The sequence below is a fragment of the Miniimonas sp. S16 genome (assembly GCF_057748195.1).
Genome location: NZ_CM173242.1, coordinates 2,666,495 through 2,684,669, shown reverse-complemented (window position 1 = coordinate 2,684,669; position 18,175 = coordinate 2,666,495). Strand labels below are relative to the sequence as shown.

Annotated in this window: 14 protein-coding genes; 7 read left to right on the top strand and 7 right to left on the bottom strand. The window is 73.4% G+C overall.

Translation table 11 applies throughout. The features are described 5' to 3' along the window. On the top strand, positions 1-690 hold the full coding sequence (locus AC3AQ1_RS11690) for a potassium channel family protein (RefSeq protein ID WP_108719110.1): 690 nt from the start codon (positions 1-3) through the stop codon (positions 688-690). A gap of 87 nt (positions 691-777) precedes the next feature. On the opposite strand, the gene AC3AQ1_RS11685 is transcribed toward AC3AQ1_RS11690, so the two are convergent. Then, on the bottom strand, positions 778-2,637 hold the full coding sequence (locus AC3AQ1_RS11685; protein ID WP_159096534.1) for a protein kinase domain-containing protein: 1,860 nt from the start codon (positions 2,635-2,637) through the stop codon (positions 778-780). 310 nt (positions 2,638-2,947) lie between these two features. Between AC3AQ1_RS11685 and AC3AQ1_RS11680 the strand changes: the two genes are divergently transcribed. From AC3AQ1_RS11680 to AC3AQ1_RS11660, 5 genes are all read left to right on the top strand, one after another. Then, positions 2,948-4,324, top strand: a complete 1,377-nt coding sequence (locus tag AC3AQ1_RS11680; protein ID WP_180359631.1) for an alpha,alpha-trehalose-phosphate synthase (UDP-forming) — start codon at positions 2,948-2,950, stop codon at positions 4,322-4,324. Beyond that, complete coding sequence (otsB, locus tag AC3AQ1_RS11675) at positions 4,317-5,162, top strand: trehalose-phosphatase (protein WP_108719107.1); 846 nt, start codon at positions 4,317-4,319, stop codon at positions 5,160-5,162. Before AC3AQ1_RS11680 ends, otsB begins: the two co-directional genes overlap by 8 nt. 189 nt (positions 5,163-5,351) lie before the next feature. Next, entirely contained in the window at positions 5,352-6,479 is a 1,128-nt protein-coding gene (locus tag AC3AQ1_RS11670) for an ABC transporter ATP-binding protein (RefSeq protein WP_108719106.1), read from the top strand. Between the two features lie 103 nt (positions 6,480-6,582). Then, positions 6,583-7,362, top strand: a complete 780-nt coding sequence (locus tag AC3AQ1_RS11665) for an ABC transporter ATP-binding protein (RefSeq protein WP_108720185.1) — start codon at positions 6,583-6,585, stop codon at positions 7,360-7,362. 75 nt (positions 7,363-7,437) lie between these two features. Beyond that, positions 7,438-8,709 (top strand): DUF4032 domain-containing protein, encoded by a 1,272-nt coding sequence (locus AC3AQ1_RS11660; protein ID WP_108719105.1) that lies wholly within the window; start codon positions 7,438-7,440, stop codon positions 8,707-8,709. Positions 8,710-8,814: 105 nt separating this feature from the next. Here AC3AQ1_RS11660 and AC3AQ1_RS11655 read toward each other — a convergent pair whose 3' ends face one another. The 4 genes from AC3AQ1_RS11655 to AC3AQ1_RS11640 form a co-directional block, all read right to left on the bottom strand. Next, the gene (locus AC3AQ1_RS11655; protein WP_108720184.1) at positions 8,815-11,298 is read right to left on the bottom strand and encodes a glycoside hydrolase family 94 protein; all 2,484 of its coding nucleotides are present in this window, start codon (positions 11,296-11,298) and stop codon (positions 8,815-8,817) included. Positions 11,299-11,915: 617 nt separating this feature from the next. Then, on the bottom strand, positions 11,916-12,908 hold the full coding sequence (gene rlmB, locus AC3AQ1_RS11650) for a 23S rRNA (guanosine(2251)-2'-O)-methyltransferase RlmB (protein ID WP_108719104.1): 993 nt from the start codon (positions 12,906-12,908) through the stop codon (positions 11,916-11,918). A gap of 6 nt (positions 12,909-12,914) precedes the next feature. Then, complete coding sequence (cysS, locus tag AC3AQ1_RS11645) at positions 12,915-14,327, bottom strand: cysteine--tRNA ligase (RefSeq protein WP_108719103.1); 1,413 nt, start codon at positions 14,325-14,327, stop codon at positions 12,915-12,917. 203 nt (positions 14,328-14,530) lie between these two features. Continuing rightward, positions 14,531-15,013, bottom strand: a complete 483-nt coding sequence (locus AC3AQ1_RS11640) for a CarD family transcriptional regulator (RefSeq protein ID WP_108720183.1) — start codon at positions 15,011-15,013, stop codon at positions 14,531-14,533. 297 nt (positions 15,014-15,310) lie between these two features. Here AC3AQ1_RS11640 and AC3AQ1_RS11635 point away from each other — a divergent pair, with 297 nt between their 5' ends. Next, the gene (locus tag AC3AQ1_RS11635; RefSeq protein ID WP_108719102.1) at positions 15,311-15,769 is read left to right on the top strand and encodes a hypothetical protein; all 459 of its coding nucleotides are present in this window, start codon (positions 15,311-15,313) and stop codon (positions 15,767-15,769) included. Positions 15,770-15,896: 127 nt separating this feature from the next. Here the strand turns inward: AC3AQ1_RS11635 and AC3AQ1_RS11630 are convergent, their stop codons facing one another. Further along, on the bottom strand, positions 15,897-16,601 hold the full coding sequence (locus AC3AQ1_RS11630; RefSeq protein ID WP_108719101.1) for a response regulator transcription factor: 705 nt from the start codon (positions 16,599-16,601) through the stop codon (positions 15,897-15,899). Beyond that, positions 16,598-18,046: a sensor histidine kinase gene (locus AC3AQ1_RS11625; RefSeq protein WP_108719100.1), complete on the bottom strand. Its 1,449-nt coding sequence runs from the start codon at positions 18,044-18,046 to the stop codon at positions 16,598-16,600. Before AC3AQ1_RS11625 ends, AC3AQ1_RS11630 begins: the two co-directional genes overlap by 4 nt. Positions 18,047-18,175: the final 129 nt, after the last annotated feature.

The window sequence follows — 18,175 nt, the reverse complement described above, 5'->3', positions numbered from 1 at the left end:
ATGCCGTACCAGCCCGAGACCCCCCGCAAGCGCCAGGAGGTGGACCCCGAGGCGGTCCTCGTGGTGGGGCTGGGCCGGTTCGGCAGCGCCCTCGCCACGACGCTGGACTCCCTGGACCGCCGCGTGCTCGGCGTCGAGCGCGACCCCGACCTCATCCGCACCTGGTCGGGCCGGCTGCCGCTCGTCGAGGCCGACGCGACCAACCCCGAGGCGCTCGAGCAGCTCGGGGCGCGCGAGTTCCACACCGTCGTCGTCGGCGTCGGCACCGCACTCGAGGCGAGCGTCCTCATCACCGGCAACCTCGTGGACCTGGAGATCCCGCAGATCTGGGCCAAGGCGATCTCTGCCGAGCACGGGCGGATCCTGCGCCGCATCGGCGCGCACCACGTGGTCTACCCCGAGTACGACGCCGGGCAGCGCGTCGCGCACCTCGTCTCGGGCAACATGCTCGACTTCATCGAGATGGAGGACGGCTTCGCGATCGTCAAGATGCGCCCGCCGCGCGAGCTGCACGGGTTCACGGTGGCGCAGGCTGCGGTGCGCAAGCGCTACGGCGTGACGATCATCGGGGTCAAGGCGCCCGGCGTGCCGTTCCAGTACGCGCTCGACGACACCCGGATCGACGCCGAGGACGTGCTCATCGTCTCGGGCGACGCCACGCTGCTCGAACGGTTCGCCGCTCGCCCGTAGGCGGCGTGCGCGCCCGGGGCCCGACGGCGAGCAGCAGCTTCGCGTGCCCGCTCGCCCTCGCGGGCGGCACAGGCGCGAGGGCGCGCGCTACGGCTGCGGCGGGGTCGGCAGCGGCCACCAGCTCGCCGCACCGACCAGCCCGAGCACGAGCAGCACGACGACGGCGACGGCGAGCAGCGCCACCCACACCCGCGTCGCCGTGGGGCCCGGCGCCGCGACCCACCAGAACGCCCGCGCCCCGGTCCGCGTGGGCTGGGCCACGGGGACCCACCACGCCGCAGTCAGGCCCGCGGCAAGCGCGACCGGGGCGACGAACGGCCCGAGGTCGTCCGGCACGTTCCCGACGAGGTCCGTCGTCACGAGGGTCGTCCCGATCCACCACGTGCTCGACGTGACCACCGTGCCGATGAGCAGGGGCAGCAGCGCGGTGAGGGCACCGAGCGGGAGCAGCGGCAGCGCCCACCCGGCGGCCACCCAGCCGTCCGAGCGCCGCGGCCCCGCGGCCAGTCGCCGCCGTCGCGTGCGGCGCTCCATCAGTCCGAGCGTGGTGAGCAGCACGAACGCCCCGGCGGTGGTGACCACCGCGAGTCCCGGCCAGCGCGACGCGAGGGCCGCGGCCGCGGCACCCGAGAGCGTGACGAGTCCCGCGCGGGGCGGCGGTGGTGCGGCCCAGGGCGGCGGCGCCGCGGGCGCGAGCCCTGGCTGCGCGCCGTACCCGCCGGCGCGCGGGTCGGGCGCCAGCGGCAGCGTGGTCTCGGGCACGGACGACGGCGAGGCGGCCGCGGGCTCGGCGCGTCCGAGCGGACGGGGCGGATAGCTCACGGTCGCGGCCGTCGCCTGGCCCGCCACTCCGCCTCCCGTGCCTCCCGGGCCGCTCGCGCCCGGTGCCCCGCCCGTCGTGGCGCCGGCCGCGGTCCCGCCGGAGGCCGCGCCGGACCGTCGGGCCCGCACCCGGGCCCAGACCCCGCCGGCCGTGGGCTCGACCGGCGCAGCCGCTCCGGCCGCTCCGGTCGATCCGCGGGCCTCAGCCAGCTCGGCGGGCACAGCCGACCCCTGCGCAGGCGAGCCCGTCGGCCCGACCGCAAGCCTCGCCGTCGGGCGCGGCGGAACCGCCGGGACGACCACGGTGGCCTGCGGCGGCGGCGTGGGCAGCCCTTCCGCGCTGAGCTCGAGCACGTCGAGCAGCGCCTGGGGGTCCGGCCGTGCGGCGGGCTCGACCGCGAGCGCCGCGCGGAACGCCGCGGCCACCCCCGGGTCGAGCCCCTCGACGTCCGGGGCGCCGGAGGTCATCCGGGCGATCACCGCCTCCATCCGGCCGCGCCCGAACGGGGGCCGGCCGGTCGCCGCGAACAGCAGCACGGCCGCCCAGCCGTACCAGTCGCCCGCGCGGTCGGGGGCGCCGCCGGCGATGGAGGCGGGGTCGAGGTAGCCGGGCGTGCCGGTGACGAACCCGGTGTGGGTGAGCCGCGCGTCGTCGAGCAGCTGGGCGATCCCGAAGTCGATGAGCACGGGCCCGTCGTAGGTGACCATGACGTTGCCGGGCTTGATGTCGCGATGCAGCAGCCCGACGGCGTGCACGCCGCGCACCGCGTCGGCGAGGCCGACCGCGAGCGGGTGCAGGTCGACCGGGTCGAACGCGCCCTCGCTCGCCACGGACTCCTCGAGGCTGATGCCGTCGACGAGCTCGGTCGCGATGAACGCGACCTCGTCGTCGATCTCGGCGTCCAGCACGCGCGAGACGCGGGCGCCCTTGAGCCGGTGCAGGTTCGCGACCTCGCGCGCGAGCCGGGCGCGCGAGTCGGGGTCGGCGTTCACCCCGGGGTGCAGCAGCTTGAGCGCGACGACGACGCCCGCGCCGTCGCGCGCCTCCCACACCGTTCCCATGCCGCCCGAGCCGAGGCGGCGCACGAGGGTGTACCCCGCGACGACGTCTCCCTGGCCGGCCACGTCCGTCAACCTAACGCGGACCCGGCCGCGGGGCCGGGACCGCACGCCGTCGAGGCGATGCCCCGCGGTCACGGCGGGCACGCTTCCTCCCCCGATGCTCGCCCGCGCGACCGCCTGGGGACCGCCCGCGCGACCGCGCCGAGCGTTCACCCGGGCGTGTCTGCCGCCCGGCGGCAGGCTCCCGTACGGTGGAACGGTGAACTCCGCCGAGCCGACCGACCGCCCCGCCGCCCCGCCGACCGAGCCGGAGCACGACGCGCCGGACGACGGCGCGGACCTCGTCGTCGTCGCCAACCGGCTCCCGGTGGACATGACGGTGGAGAGCGACGGCACCCGCACGTTCACCCGCTCCCCCGGCGGCCTCGTGACGGCGCTCGCGCCGCTCATGCGCAAGGAGGACGGCGCCTGGGTCGGCTGGGTCGGGACGCCCGACGTCGAGCTCGAGCCGTTCGAGGAGGACAGCATCGACATCGTCCCGGTGACGCTGTCGGCCGACGAGGTGGAGCTGTACTACGAGGGCTTCGCCAACGGCACGCTCTGGCCGCTCCTGCACGACGCCGTCGTCGATCCCGAGTTCCACCGCACCTGGTGGAACGCCTACGTGGCCGTGAACCGGCGCTTCGCCCGCCGCGCGGCCGAGGTCGCCGCACCGGGCGCCACCGTGTGGGTGCAGGACTACCAGCTGCTGCTCGTGCCGAACCTCCTGCGCGCACTGCGGCCGGACCTGCGGATCGGCTTCTTCCTGCACATCCCGTTCCCCCCGGTGGAGATCTTCGCGCAGCTGCCGTGGCGCAAGCAGGTCCTCGAGGGCCTGCTGGGCGCCGATCTCATCGGGACCCAGCGCGCGAGCGACGCGGGCAACGTGCTGCGGGCCATCCGTCGCCTCACCGACGTCACCACGCGCGGCCAGGTCGTCACGGTCGGCTCGCGCTGGACGCGCCCCGAGCGGCACGTGCGCGTCGCGGCGTTCCCGATCTCGATCGACACGGCGGCGATCGCCGAGCTCGCCGCGACGCCGGAGATCGAGCAGCGCGCCCGGCAGATCCGCCACGACCTGGGTGACCCGGACGTCATGCTGCTCGGGGTGGACCGGCTCGACTACACCAAGGGCATCCGGCACCGCCTCAAGGCGTTCGGCGAGCTGCTCGCCGACGGCAAGGTCGCCGCGCCGGACGTCACGCTCGTCCAGGTCGCCTCGCCGTCGCGCGAGGCGGTCGAGCGCTACAAGGTGCTGCGGGACGAGGTCGAGGTGACCGTCGGGCGGATCAACGGCGACCACGGCGCCCTCGGCCGCGCCGCGATCCACTACCTGCACCACTCCTACCCGCTGGAGGAGATGGTCGCGATGTACCGCGCGGCGGACGTCATGCTCGTCACCGCGCTGCGCGACGGTATGAACCTCGTGGCCAAGGAGTACGTCGCGGCACGCGTGGACCTCGACGGGGTCCTCGTGCTCTCCGAGTTCGCCGGCGCGGCCGACGAGCTCACCCAGGCGGTCATCGTCAACCCGCACGACATCGACGGTATGAAGAGCGCCATCCTCGAGGCCATCGGGATGAACCCGCGCGAGCGGCGCCGTCGGATGCGCGCGCTCCGCCGCAAGGTCGTCGACTCCGACGTCCAGCACTGGGCCTCCTCCTTCCTCGGCACGCTGCAGGCGATGCCGCGTAGGGACACGCATGTCTGACGCATCCGGCGCGCCCGCCCCGCTCGAGGTGCACGACGGCGAGCAGGACGACGCGCTCGCGCTCGCCGTCGCGCGCCTCGCACCCGCGAGGCACGTGCTGGTGGCCCTCGACTTCGACGGCACCCTCGCCCCGTTCGCCGACGACCCGATGGCCGTGCGTCCCGTGGCGGGCGCCGCTCAGGTGCTCGACGGCGTCGCTAGCGGCGCGCGCAGCACGCTCGCGCTGGTCTCCGGCCGCCGGCTCGCGGACCTGGCGCGCCTCGCGTCCCCGCCGCCCGGCACGCTGCTCGCCGGCAGCCACGGCGCGCAGGTCGGCCGGCTCGACGCCGACGGCGCGCTCGTCACCGAGCCCGACGAGCGCACCGAGGCGGAGGAGCAGCTGCTCGCGACGCTGACCGCCGACCTCGAGGCGATCGTGGCCGGCGCGCCCGGCGCGTGGATCGAGGAGAAGGCGTTCGCCCGCGTGCTGCACACGCGTCGGTGCGACCCGGCCGACGCCGAGCGCGCGACCCGCGCCGCGGTCGACGGCCCCGCGGCCCGCCCGGGCGTACACCCCATCGTCGGCAAGGCGGTCGTCGAGCTCGGCGTGCGCGCCACGACGAAGGCCGACGCCGTCGCACGGCTCCGCGCCCAGGCCGCAGCCGACGCGGGCCTGCCCGAGGCGAGCATCGCCGTCGTGTTCGCGGGCGACGACACCACCGACGAGACCGCGCTCGCCTCGCTCGGCGCGGCCGACCTCGGGATCAAGGTGGGCGACGGCGAGACGGCCGCCGCGATCCGGGTCCCGGACGAAGCGGGTGTGGTCGCGCTGCTGCGGTCGCTCGTCTCGGCGCTCTGACCGACGACACGCGCGCGCTGCGTCAAGAGCCCGAGGTGTGAGAAGGACCACCTCGGCGGGTGCTTCCGTGTGTCACACTTGTCCCGTCCCGCGACCCTCGTGGCCGGGGCGTGTCAGCGCAGTCGCTGCTGTCACTCTTCACAACGGATCGTCCGGCACGTACCTGCCGGTGAAGGGATCGACCTACCCATGGCTACCGTCACCTACGACAACGCCACCCGGATCTACCCGGGCTCCACGCGCCCCTCGGTTGACCAGCTCAACCTCGAGATCGCCGACGGCGAGTTCCTCGTCCTCGTCGGCCCGTCCGGCTGCGGCAAGTCCACGTCGCTGCGCATGCTCGCCGGCCTGGAGGACGTCAACTCCGGCCGCATCCTCATCGGCGACCGCGACGTCACGGACGTCCAGCCGAAGGACCGCGACATCGCGATGGTGTTCCAGAACTACGCGCTGTACCCGCACATGTCGGTCGCCGACAACATGGGCTTCGCGCTGAAGATCGCCGGCAAGTCCAAGTCGGAGATCCGCGAGCGCGTCGAGGAGGCCGCCAAGATCCTCGACCTGACCCAGTACCTCGACCGCAAGCCGAAGGCCCTCTCCGGTGGTCAGCGTCAGCGCGTCGCCATGGGTCGTGCGATCGTGCGTCAGCCCCAGGTGTTCCTCATGGACGAGCCGCTGTCGAACCTCGACGCCAAGCTCCGCGTCCAGACGCGTACCCAGATCGCCTCGCTGCAGCGTCGTCTCGGCGTCACCACGGTCTACGTGACGCACGACCAGACCGAGGCCCTCACCATGGGTGACCGCATCGCGGTCCTCAAGGACGGCCTCCTCCAGCAGGTCGGCACGCCGCGCGAGATGTACGACACCCCGCAGAACGTGTTCGTCGCCGGCTTCATCGGCTCGCCCGCCATGAACATCGGCGAGTTCAACATCCAGGACGGCCACGCCCAGCTCGGCCGCGCGATCATCCCGCTCTCGCGCGAGACGCTCGCCGCGGTGACCGACGCCGACAACGGCAAGATCCAGGTCGGCTTCCGTCCCGAGTCGCTCGACCTCAGCTCCGAGGGCAGCGGCGGCGCGTTCCCGGTCGAGGTCAACCTCGTCGAGGAGCTCGGCTCCGACGCGTTCGTGTACGGCCAGCTCGCGGCCGGCACCGAGGGTGCGGCGAAGATCAGCTCCGGCGCCGGGGAGTCGCAGATCATCGTGCGCGTCGACCCGCGCCAGGTGCCCGAGAAGGGTTCGCACGTGTGGGTCACGATCCGCCCGGGCGAGCAGCACAACTTCTCCGCCTCGACCGGCGAGCGTCTGCCCAACTGACGTCCGCCACACGGCACAGACCAGCACGTCCCGCGAGGGCGGCCCCGTCCGGGGCCGCCCTCGCGGCGTTCTCCGGTCGTCGTCGTGGGGGAGAATGGGGACCATGGCAGCACCCGGTGACCCGATCCTCACAGCACGCGACCTCTGGGTCTCCTACGGCTCCGAGCCCGTGCTCCGCGGCATCGACCTCACGCTCGTCGAGGGCGGTGCACCGGTCGGCGTGATCGGCCCGTCCGGAGCAGGCAAGACGACGCTCGTGCACACGCTGCTCGGCACCGTCACCCCCAGCCGCGGCTCGGTGACGTTCCGCGGGCACGCGACGCACCGCCTGGGCCGGCGGGACAAGAAGGTGTTCCACGGCGCCGTCCGGCACGTCTCGCAGTACGGGGTGCCCACGCACGACCCGCGCCTCACGGCGCAGCGCTACCTCGACGGCGCGCTCAAGGACGCCCGCCGCGCGGGTCGCACCCACCCCACCACGGTGGACGGGCTGCTCACGTTCGTCGCGCTCGACCCGGCGTACGCAAGCCGCAGCGTGGTGACGATGTCCGGCGGTGAACGCCAGCGCCTCGCGCTCGCCCACGCCCTCGCGACCCGACCCGACCTCATCCTGCTGGACGAGCCGCTCACCGCGATCGACCCCGGCCTGCGAGCCGAGGTGCTGCGTCGCCTCGCCGGCCTCACCGCGGACCTCGGCATCGCCGTGCTCCTCGTCAGCCACGACCTGGAGTCGATCGAGCGACTCTGCTCCGAGGTCCACGTCCTGGCCGACGGCGAGCTCGTCGCCTCCGGTCGGCTGCGGGACGTGCTCGCGACGGCGAGCCACCCCGCCGTCGTCGACCTCGCCGAGGCCGCACCGCTCACGGCCCAGCGCCTACGCTGACCTCCGCCGACCGCCACGCACCCCACCGGACCGCCGGTCCCACAGCCCGTCATCGACCCGATCGGACGCAGTCCCATGGCCGAGCCGAACCGCCTCCAGATCACCGCCGCGTCGCCGGACCCGGCGCTGCTCACGCTGCCGTGGCACCTCCCGCTGGAGGAGTGGCCCGACTCGGTGCTCGCCGCGCTCCCGCGAGGCATCTCCCGGCACGTGGTGCGGTTCGTGCGACTGTCCGGCCGGGTGATCGCCGTCAAGGAGATCGGTGAGACCGTCGCGCACCGCGAGTACGAGCTGCTGCGTCAGCTCTCCCGGATCGACGTCCCCTCGGTCGAGCCCGTCGGGGTGATCACCGGGCGACGCTCGCTCGACGGCGAGCCACTCACCCCCGCGCTCGTCACCGAGCACCTGGCGTTCTCGCTGCCCTACCGCGCGCTCTTCAGCCAGTACCTGCGGCCCGACACCGCGACGCGCCTCATCGACGCGCTCGCGGTGCTGCTCGTCCGGCTGCACCTGCACGGCTTCTACTGGGGCGACGTCTCGCTGTCCAACACCCTGTTCCGCCGCGACGCGGGTGCCTTCGCCGCCTACCTGGTCGACGCCGAGACCGGCGACCTGCACCACCGGCTCTCCGACGGGCAGCGCGCCTACGACCTCGAGATCGCCCGGGTCAACGTCATCGGCGAGATGATGGACCTCGAGGCCGGCGAGATCCTCGACTCCCCCATCGACACCATCACGGTCGGCGAGATGCTCGTGGTGCGCTACGAGGAGCTGTGGCAGGAGCTCACCACGTCCGAGTGGTTTGAGCCCGGTGAGCTGTGGCGGGTCGAGGCGCGGATCAACCGCCTCAACGACCTCGGGTTCGACGTCGGCGAGCTCGACATGTCCACGGACATCGACGGGACGAGGATCCGGATCCAGCCCAAGGTCGTGGACGCCGGGCACCACCACCGGCGACTCATGCGGCTCACGGGCCTCGACGTGCAGGAGAACCAGGCCCGTCGGCTGCTCAACGACCTCGACTCCTACCGGGTGGAGTTCGACCGCCAGGGCGAGGACGAGGAGTTCGCGGCCCACGACTGGCTGACGAACGTGTTCGAGCCCGCGATCCGGGCCGTGCCGCGCGAGCTGCGCGGCAAGCTCGAGCCGGCCGAGATCTTCCACGAGCTGCTCGAGCACCGCTGGTTCAAGTCCCAGGAGGCCAACCGTGACCTCCCGATGAACGAGGTCGTGCGGACCTACGTCGACGAGGTGCTGCGGCACCGGCCGGACGAGGAGGCCGTGCTCGGCCTGGACACCATGACGCTGCAGGCCATCTCCGACGAGGACGACGAGCTCATCGGCTGAGCCGACGTTGTCGGGCGCGACCGCGGCGCGCGCCGTCGGGTGTGATGGCGAGCCACGCCGTCGGGCGCGACGCTCACCCACGCCGGGCGAACGCCGCGCGCGGCGTCAGAGCGTCGCGGTGATGCGCACCGTCGCGCCGGCGGGCGCGTACGGGACGCGGTTGCCCTCGACGGGCACGCCGTCGACCTCCAGGCGCGCGCGGACGCCCTCGGCGCCGGAGTTGCGCACCGTCACCTCGTAGGTCGCGCCGCGCAGCACCCGGCGGACCGTGAACTCCGGCACGTCAGGGCCGATCTGCGGGTCCACGACGAGCGCGTCGTAGTCCGGCCGCACCCCGAGCAGGTACTGCGAGACGGCCACGAAGTTCCACGCCGCGGTCCCCGTCAGCCACGAGTTCTTGGCCTCCCCGGCGCGCACCGCCTCCTTGCCGGCGATCATCTGGGCGTACACGTACGGCTCGAGCCGGTGCACGTCGCTGATCGCCTCGCGGTAGGCGGGCGTGATCCGGCGGTAGTAGTCAAACGCGCGCTCACCGCGACCCAGCACGGTCTCGGCGATGATCACCCACGGGTTGTTGTGGCAGAAGATGCCGCCGTTCTCCTTGTAGCCGGGCGGGTAGGTGGAGACCTCGCCCAGCTCGACCCGGTAGGTGGTGTAGGCCGGGCTCTGGAGCACGAGCCCGTGCGGGGTGCCGAGCATCTCGCCGACCGAGTCCAGCGCGAGCACGGCGCGCGAGTCGGGCAGGACGCTGCCGTCCTCGCCGCGCTCGACGCCGACGCCCGCCATGACGGCGAACCCCTGCGGCTCGATCCAGATCTTGCCCTCGTCGTCGGCGCCCGTGCCGACCGGGTTGCCGTAGTAGTCGTACGCCCGCAGGAACCAGCGCCCGTCCCAGCCGTGCTCGAGCAGGGCCACGCGCACGCCGTCGACGGCGGTCCTGGCCGCCTGCGCGACCTCGGTGAGCCCGCGACGCTCGGCGAGGGCCACGTAGTCGGCGCCGTACAGCACGAGCTGGGCCGCGATGAAGGTCGACTCGGCCGCGCCGCCGGTCTTGTTCTCGGTGGTCTGGAACGACTCCCCAGGCTCGGTGGAGAAGGCGTTGAGGTTGAGGCAGTCGTTCCAGTCGGCGCGGCCGATCAGGGGCAGGCCGTGCGGACCCAGGTGCGAGACGACGAAGTCGAACGAGCGCGTGAGGTGCTCGAAGAGCGGCACCTCGGTGCCCGGCGCGTTGTCGAACGGGACCGGCTCGTCGAGGATCGCGTAGTCGCCGGTCTCCTTGAGGTAGCCGGCGACGCCCGCCACGAGCCACATCGGATCGTCGTTGAAGCCGGAGCCGATGTCGTCGTTCCCACGCTTCGTGAGCGGCTGGTACTGGTGGTAGGCGCTGCCGTCGGGGAACTGGGTCGAGGCGATGTCGATGATGCGCTCGCGGGCGCGCTCGGGCACGAGGTGGACGAAGCCGAGGAGGTCCTGGTTGGAGTCCCGGAAGCCCATGCCGCGGCCGATACCGGTCTCGAAGTAGGACGCCGAGCGCGACATGTTGAACGTGACCATGCACTGGTACTGGTTCCAGACGTTGACCATCCGGTCCAGCTTCTCGTCGCTCGAGGACACGGTGTACGTGGCGAGCAGGCCGTTCCAGTGCTCGCGGAGCGCCTCGTGCGCGGCGTCGAACGCCGCCGGCGTGGCGAACCGCGCCAGCAGGGCGTGCGCGCCCTCCTTGTTCACGACCTGGTGGGCCTCGTCCGCCCACTTGTGCTCGACGTCGTTCTCCAGGTACCCGAGCACGTAGACGAGCTCGTGGCTCTCGCCGGGAGCGAGCTCGAGGTCCACCGAGTGCGAGCCGATCGGGTACCAGCCCGAGGCGACGGAGTTCGCCGACGCCCCGGACCTCGGCACCGCCGCGTCCGCGAACGACGCGAACGGCCCGCCGAGGAACGTCTCGCGGTCGGTGTCGAAGCCGGCCGCGCGCTCGTTGACGCCGAAGACGGCGTAGTGGTTGCGGCGCTCGCGGTACTCCGTGCGGTGGTAGATCGCCGAGCCGCCCGACGGCGTGGCCTCCTCCACCTCGACCTCGCCGATCGAGAGGTTGCGCTGGTAGTTCGTCTGGTCGTCCTGCGCGTTCCACAGCGCGAACTCGACGAACGAGAACAGCGAGACGCGCTTGGGGGCGTCCGAGACGTTCGTGACCGTGACCTTCTGGACCTCGGCGTCCTCGCCGAGCGGGACCAGGAACGTGGTGGCGACCCGCAGGCCACCCCGCTCGCCGGTGATCGTGGAGTAGCCCAGGCCGTGCCGCGCCTCGAAGTGGTCCAGCTCGGCGCGCACCGGCTGCCAGGTGGGGGTCCAGACGTCGCCGGCGTCGTGGACGAACAGGTACCGGCCGCCCTCGTCCGTGGGGATGTTGTTGTAGCGGTAGCGCGTGAGGCGGCGCATCTTGGCGTCGCGGTAGAAGGAGTAGCCCCCGCCGAGGTGGGACAGCAGCGAGAAGAACCGCTCCGAGCCGAGGTAGTTGATCCACGGGTACGGCGTGAGCGGCGTGGTGACGACGTACTCGCGCGCGTCGTCGTCGAAGTGGCCGAACTGCATGGCGGTGTCCTCCTGGCTGGCGTGGTCGGCGCGCGAGGGCACGGGTCGTTCCGCGTGTGCATGCCGGCCGGGTCAGCGTAGCGGGATCTGCGTGGAAGCGCTACCACGCGAGGCGCTCCGCCGGGTGCGGGGTGGTGCCAGCGGTTCGTGCCGCTCCCCCGCGCGATGCCAGCGATTCGTGCCATCTCCCCGGGCGATGCCAGCGATTCGTGCCGGCTTGGAGCGCCCTACCGGCACAGATCGCTGGGTCCACACGCCCAACCGGCACACATCGCTGGGTCCGCTACCGAACGGGTTGCGATGCCAGCGGTTCGTGCCGCCACCTCATCGACGCTTTACGGCAGAGCGACAGTCCCTCACGCCACAGCGACTCACCGCGCACGCGCCATCGGCCGCATGCCCCTGACCAGCACCGACGCTCCGCGGAGATCCGGCGTGGCGGCGGCGAGTCGCTCTCCCGTCACGCACAGTCGCTGTGGCGTCACGGGGGCGGCGCGCAATCGGCGAACCCGCTCCCCCCGGCGCCCCGATGCAGGGAACGAGGGCGGCACGCAATCCGCGTTTCCCGCTCCACCCCGGCGAAGCTCGCCAGGGCAGAGCGGGCGCGGGTTCAGCAGTCAGCGCGTGCGGTGCTGCGAGACCTCGTACAAGGCGAGCGAGGCGGCCACGGACGCGTTGAGGCTCTCGACCGACGACGCGATCGGGATCGCGGCGATGAGGTCGCAGGTCTGGCGCACGAGGCGGGACAGCCCCTTGCCCTCCGACCCCGCGACGAGGACCACGGGCCCGTCGGCCACCTCGAGGTCGCCGATCGCCGTCGGGCCGTCGCCGTCGAGGCCGACCACGAAGCAGCCCGCCTTCTTCAGCTCCTCCAGCGCGCGCACGAGGTTCGTCGCGCGGGCGACCGGAACCCGGGCGGCCGCGCCGGCCGACGTCTTCCACGCCGCGGCGTTGACGCCCGCCGACCGGCGCTCGGGCACCAGCACGCCGTGCGCACCGAACGCGCCCGCGGACCGGATGACCGCACCGAGGTTGCGGGGGTCCGTCACGCCGTCGAGCGCGACGACGAGGGCGGGCTCACCCGCGTCGAGCGCCGCGTCGAGCAGGTCGCCCGGCTCGGCGTAGACGTACTCGGACACCGTGAGGACCACGCCCTGGTGCACCGAGCGGTCCGAGAGCACGTCGAGGTCGGTCTTCGTGGTCTCCACGAGCGGAAGGCCGGCCTGGGTGGTGAGCCGTACGATCTCGCGCACGCGGTCGTCCGCCTCGATCCGCGAGGCGATGTGCAGCGAGCGTGCCGGCACACCCGCGCGCAGCGCCTCGACGACGGCGTTGCGCCCCACCACGACCTCGTCGCCCTTGGCGCGGGCGGACCCGGGCCGACGGTCCTGCCGGCCCTGTCCGCTCTTCGCGCCACCGGGTCGCTGCTGCTCGCGCTTGGTCGCGGCCGCCGCCCGGCGCGCGGCCGGGTGACCGGTGCGCGCCTCGGCGGGTGGCGTCGGCCCGCGCCCCTCGAGCCCGCGGCGGCGGTTGCCCCCGGACCCGACGGTCGCGCCCTTCTTCGACCCCGGCTTGCGCACCGCTCCGCGGCGCTGGCTGTTGCCTGCCATGTCAGCTCATCCCTTGATCGTCCAGCGGGCTCCGCCCGCACCGTCCTCGACGACGACGCCCGCGGCCGTCAGTCGGTCCCGCAGCGCGTCGGCGCGGGCCCAGTCCTTATTCGCCCGAGCGGCTGCTCGCTCCTCGAGCACGCCCGCCACGAGCACGCCGAGCGCGTCGTGGGTGGCGTCGGTGCCGGCGGCCGAGCGCCACGGCTCCGCGAGGGGGTCGAGGCCCAGCACGTCGAGCATGCCGCGCACGCGCAGCGCCGCGACGCCGGCTCCCGCGTCGTCGCCCGCGGCGAGGGCCGCGTTGCCGCGGCGCACCTCCTCGTGGACGCTCGCGAGGGCGGCCGCCACGTTGACGTCGTCGTCGAGCGCCGCGACGAAGGTGTCGGGGAGCTCGCCGTCGGACACCTCGCGGGCGTCGGCCTCGCCGGCGACCTCCGCGGCGCGCACCACGAAGCCGGACAGCCGCTCCCAGGTCGCGGCCGCCTCGGCGAGCGAGGCGTCGGAGAACTCCACGGTCGAGCGGTAGTGGGCACCGACGAGCGCGAGCCGCACCACGGGGGCCGACGCGCGCTCCAGCACCTGGTCCACCGCGAGGTAGTTGCCGAGCGACTTGCTCATCTTCTCGCCGTCGCTCGTCACCCACGCGTTGTGCAGCCAGTACCGCGCGAACGGGTAGCCGGCCGCGTGGCTCTGCGCCTGCTCGTTCTCGTGGTGCGGGAAGCGCAGGTCGATGCCGCCGGCGTGGATGTCGAACTCCTCGCCCAGGTAGCGGTGCGCCATGGCCGAGCACTCCAGGTGCCAGCCCGGCCGGCCGGGGCCGAACGGCGTGGCCCACGCGGCCGTGGCCGGCTCGCCGGGCTTGGCCGCCTTCCACAGCGCGAAGTCGTGCGGGTCGCGCTTGTCGGGGGCCGGATCGGGGTCCGCGAGCATGTTGTCCAGCGCCTGGTGGGTGAGCGAGCCGTAGTCGGGCAGCGACCGCACGTCGAACCACACGTTGCCGCGGTCGCCCGGGTAGGCGTGCCCGCGCGCCACGAGCCGCTCCATGAGCGCGACCATCTCGGGCACGTGCCCGGTCGCCCGGGGGGAGTACGTGGGCGGCAGCACGCCGACGGCCGCGTAGGCCTCGTCGAAGGCGCGTTCGAACCGGTACGCCCAGGCCCACCACGCGACGTCGGCCGCGGCGGCCTTGGCGAGGATCTTGTCGTCGACGTCGGTCACGTTCCGCACGAGAGTGACGTCGTGGCCGCTGCGGCGCAGCCAGCGGACGAGGACGTCGAACGCGAGCGCGGACCTCAGGTGACCCACGTGCGGCTCGCCCTGCACGGTGGCGCCGCACAGGTACATCCCGACCCGGCCGGGCTCGAGGGGCACGAACGCGCGCGGGGCGCGCGCAGCGGAGTCGTGGAGGTGCAGCGTCACCGGGTCAGCCTACCGACGCCCGCTCGGGGCGTCCGGCCCGCACGGGCCGCGGCCGGAGTTGCGCCCGCGGTCGCTCGGCGCGCTCCTTCGCACACCAGCGCACGACGGCGAAGCCTCCGACACCGGCGACGTCACCGGGGCGGCAGGAGAGTCGATCACGACCCGCCGTCGCCGACCAGGGCCGACGACAGCGGGAGTCGCGATCAGGAGGCGAGGACCTCGTCGAGGATGGCCTCGGCCTTGTCCTCCTCGGTCTTCTTCGCGAGGGCGAGCTCGGAGACGAGAATCTGCCGCGCACGCGCGAGCATCCTCTTCTCCCCCGCCGAAAGGCCACGGCCGGCGTCGCGACGGGACAGGTCGCGCACCACCTCGGCGACCTTGATCACGTCACCCGACGCAATCTTCTCGACATTTGCCTTGAACCGACGCGACCAGTTCGTGGGCTCCTCGGTGTACTCGGCGCGAAGCACCTCGAACACCTTGTCGAGCCCGTCCTGACCCACGACGTCGCGGACGCCCACGAGGTCGATGTTCTCGGCGGGAACCTCGATGATGAGGTCGCCCTGGGCCACTCGAAGGGTCAGATACACCTTCTCCTCCCCCCGCATCACGCGAGTGGAGATCTTCTCGATGAGGGCCGCACCGTGGTGCGGATAAACAACAGTCTCGCCGACCTCGAAGGACATGTAGGGCACTCCCCTTTCCAGAGGCAATCCTACCATGGCATTCACGCACACCCTGTTCACATCCCGTCCATTTGCGCAGGTCACCGCCACGCGGGCGGGCGCAGGGGGATCCGCGCGGGTTCGGGTCGGGGTGCGGGTCGGCGCGTGACGAAGCCCGTCGGGGTGTGGTCGCTGCTCGATCGGGTGCTCGTCCCTTCCTCGTGAGCCCTCGTGGGGCGCTCGCCGGGGACGTCGTCCGGTGCGGGAGATGACGCGGAGTCGGTACGGTGGGACCACTCACGCACTCCCGGAGGATGCATGTCCCGCACCGTCACCCGTGCCGCCGGCGCACTCCTCGCCGTCGCCGCGCTCACGGCCTGCTCACCGGTCCTCACCGACGAGCCCTACGCGTCGTCCGACGGCGTGCAGCTGCGCTGGGGCGAGAACGCCTCCGTCAAGGGCGAGAACATTCTCGTGATCGCCGACGCGGTGGGCGGGGACGCCCGCGTGGTCGGCGGCCTCACCAACAACGGCACCGAGGACGCGCAAATCACGTTCGGGTTCACCGACGGCGACACGACCCGGGTCACCGTGCCCGCGGGCGAGACCGTCCTGCTCGACCCGACCAGCGGCGAGGACGTCGTCCTCGCCGACGTCCCCGTGCAGCCCGGCGCCGTCGTCGACATGACGTTCGACACGCCCGGCCTCGGCACGCAGTCGATCGCCGTGCCCGTGCTCGACGGGACCCTCGCGGAGTACGCCGACCTCGTGCCGTGAGGCGCGCGTGAGGTGACGTCCGAGCGCGCCGCGGGGTGCGCCGTCGGGCCGGGTCGGTGCGGCGGATCCTGGCGGCGCCGTGCGCCGGACGACGAGGCCGGCGAGACTCAGCGCAGCCCAGCGCGCCTCAGCGCGCGGGTGAGACCAGCTTGTAGCCCAGCCCGCGCACCGTGACGATCGCCTCGGGCACGCCCGGGTCGCGCTCGACCTTCGCCCGCAGGCGCTTCACGTGCACGTCCAGCGTCTTGGTGTCGCCCACGTAGTTCGCGCCCCAGATCCGGTCGATGAGCTGCCCGCGGGTGAGCACGCGGTCGGCGTTGCGCAGGAGCATCTCGAGGAGCTCGAACTCGCGCAGCGGCACCGGCACGACCTCGCCGTCCACGCGCACCTCGTGCCGGTCCACGTCCATGGCGATGCGCCCCACCTCGAGCACGTCGGCGGTCACCTCGGCCTGCGGCTGGGCGCCCGCCTCGCCTCGCCGGCGCAGCACCGCGCGCACCCGGGCCAGGAGCTCGCGGTAGGAGTACGGCTTCGTCACGTAGTCGTCGGCGCCGAGCTCGAGACCCACGACCTTGTCGATCTCGTCGTCCTTCGCCGTGAGCATGATGACCGGCACGTCGCTCGTGCGGCGCAGCTCGCGGCACACCTCGGTGCCGTCCATCCCGGGCAGCATGAGGTCGAGCAGCACGAGGTCGGCCCCCTCGGCGTCGAAGACCGCCACCGCGTCCGGACCGGTCTCGGCCTGGAGCACCTCGAACCCCTCCTTCTCGAGGCGGTACGCCAGGGGGGCGCGGTAGGACTCCTCGTCCTCGACGATCAGGATGCGGGTCACGCGGTTCCTCCGGTGGGTGCGGCCGGTCCGCCGGAGGTGCTCTCCGGACGGGGGGTGGTCAGGGTGTCGGTGCGGCGCTCGCCGCGGGTCGAGGTGCTCGCGCCCGAGGCGCGCGTGGCGCCACCGGTGCTCGCGGCGGCGTTGCGGGCGCCCGATCCGGGACCGGCGCCGGGGGCGGGGCCGTTCTCCGGCGCGGCCGCCGGCGCGGCAGAACCTGGCCCTGCAGGGCCCGCCGCTGCGGCCGCCGGTGCTGGGGCGGCCGGCGCTGCGGCGGCCGGCGCGGCGGGGGCGGCGGCGGCTGAGTCACTGGTGGGAGAGTCGGCGCTGGGCAGGCGCAACGTGAAGGTGGATCCACGGCCCGGCTGCGACCACACGGTGACCTCGCCGCCGTGGTCAGCCGCGACGTGCTTGACGATCGCGAGCCCGAGCCCGGTACCGCCGGTCTGGCGCGAGCGGGCGGCGTCGACCCGGTAGAAGCGCTCGAAGACGCGCGGCAGGAGATCGGCGTCGATCCCGATGCCCTGGTCGATCACGGCGATCTCCACGAGCCCGTCCCGGCCCGAGCGTGCCGCGACCGTGACCCGGGTCCCGCCGTCGGAGTAGCGCAGGGCGTTGTCGACGAGGTTGCGCACGGCCGTCACCAGCAGGGCCTCGTCGCCGAACACCTGCAGGCCGCTGCCGCCGGGCGCGGCGATCGCGATGTCGCGGGCGCGCGCCTCGACCTCGTTGCGCGAGACGGCCTCGGTCACCACGGCGTCGACGTCGACGACGCGCGAGTCCAGCAGCGCGTCCGCGTCCTGCACCCGGGAGAGGTCGATGATGTCCTGGACCAGGGCGCTCAACCGGCGCGCCTCCTGGGCGAGCCGACGCGAGAACTCCCGGACGACGTCGGGCTCGTCCGCGGCGTCCTCGAGCGTCTCGGCGAGCAGCGCGATGGCGCCCACCGGGGTCTTGAGCTCGTGCGAGACGTTCGCGACGAAGTCCCGACGCACCTCGTCCAGCCGCACGGCGGCCGTGCGGTCCTCGGCGAGCAGCAGCACCCGCTGCCCACTCAGCGCGGCGATCTGGGCGTGCAGGATGAGGCGCCCGGCGCCGGCGACCGGGCCGCGCGGCAGCGTGAGCTGCACCTGCCGGATCCCGCCCTCGCGGCGCGCCTCCGTCACGAGCTCCACGAGCTCGGGGTGCACGAGGTGTCCGCCGCGGGCGAGTCCGAGCGCGTAGGCCGACGGGGTCGCGCGCACGACGGCGTCCTCGGCGTCCAGCACGACCGACGCGGTCCGCAGCACCGAGAGCAGGCGGACGAGGTCGCCGTCGAGCTCCTCGCCCGTCGTCGCGGGCGGCGTCGGGCGCTGCTGGCGCTCGCTGACGCGGAACGCCAGGACGGAGACCGCGATCACGAGGAGCCCGAGCAGCACGACCGACACGACCTGCACGTTGTCTCCCACGCGTCGAGCGTAGGCTGCTCGCCGAAGCGCACGGCACCGCAGCGGGGCGTCTCGCCGCCCGTCCGCGCCGAGTTCATCGGCGGCTCACCGGCCGTTCACCTCGTCGTGGAATCGTCGCCTCGAACACAT

What these genes read in the sequence shown, in the direction of transcription:
- AC3AQ1_RS11660 (WP_108719105.1), top strand. Translation starts at nt 7,438, where the DNA reads ATGGCCGAGCCGAACCGCCTCCAGATCACCGCCGCGTCGCCGGACCCG.
- AC3AQ1_RS11665 (WP_108720185.1), top strand. Translation starts at nt 6,583, where the DNA reads ATGGCAGCACCCGGTGACCCGATCCTCACAGCACGCGACCTCTGGGTC.
- AC3AQ1_RS11670 (WP_108719106.1), top strand. Translation starts at nt 5,352, where the DNA reads ATGGCTACCGTCACCTACGACAACGCCACCCGGATCTACCCGGGCTCC.
- AC3AQ1_RS11655 (WP_108720184.1), bottom strand. Translation starts at nt 11,298, where the DNA reads ATGCAGTTCGGCCACTTCGACGACGACGCGCGCGAGTACGTCGTCACC.
- rlmB (WP_108719104.1), bottom strand. Translation starts at nt 12,908, where the DNA reads ATGGCAGGCAACAGCCAGCGCCGCGGAGCGGTGCGCAAGCCGGGGTCG.
- AC3AQ1_RS11680 (WP_180359631.1), top strand. Translation starts at nt 2,948, where the DNA reads ATGACGGTGGAGAGCGACGGCACCCGCACGTTCACCCGCTCCCCCGGC.
- AC3AQ1_RS11635 (WP_108719102.1), top strand. Translation starts at nt 15,311, where the DNA reads ATGTCCCGCACCGTCACCCGTGCCGCCGGCGCACTCCTCGCCGTCGCC.
- AC3AQ1_RS11690 (WP_108719110.1), top strand. Translation starts at nt 1, where the DNA reads ATGCCGTACCAGCCCGAGACCCCCCGCAAGCGCCAGGAGGTGGACCCC.
- AC3AQ1_RS11640 (WP_108720183.1), bottom strand. Translation starts at nt 15,013, where the DNA reads ATGTCCTTCGAGGTCGGCGAGACTGTTGTTTATCCGCACCACGGTGCG.
- otsB (WP_108719107.1), top strand. Translation starts at nt 4,317, where the DNA reads ATGTCTGACGCATCCGGCGCGCCCGCCCCGCTCGAGGTGCACGACGGC.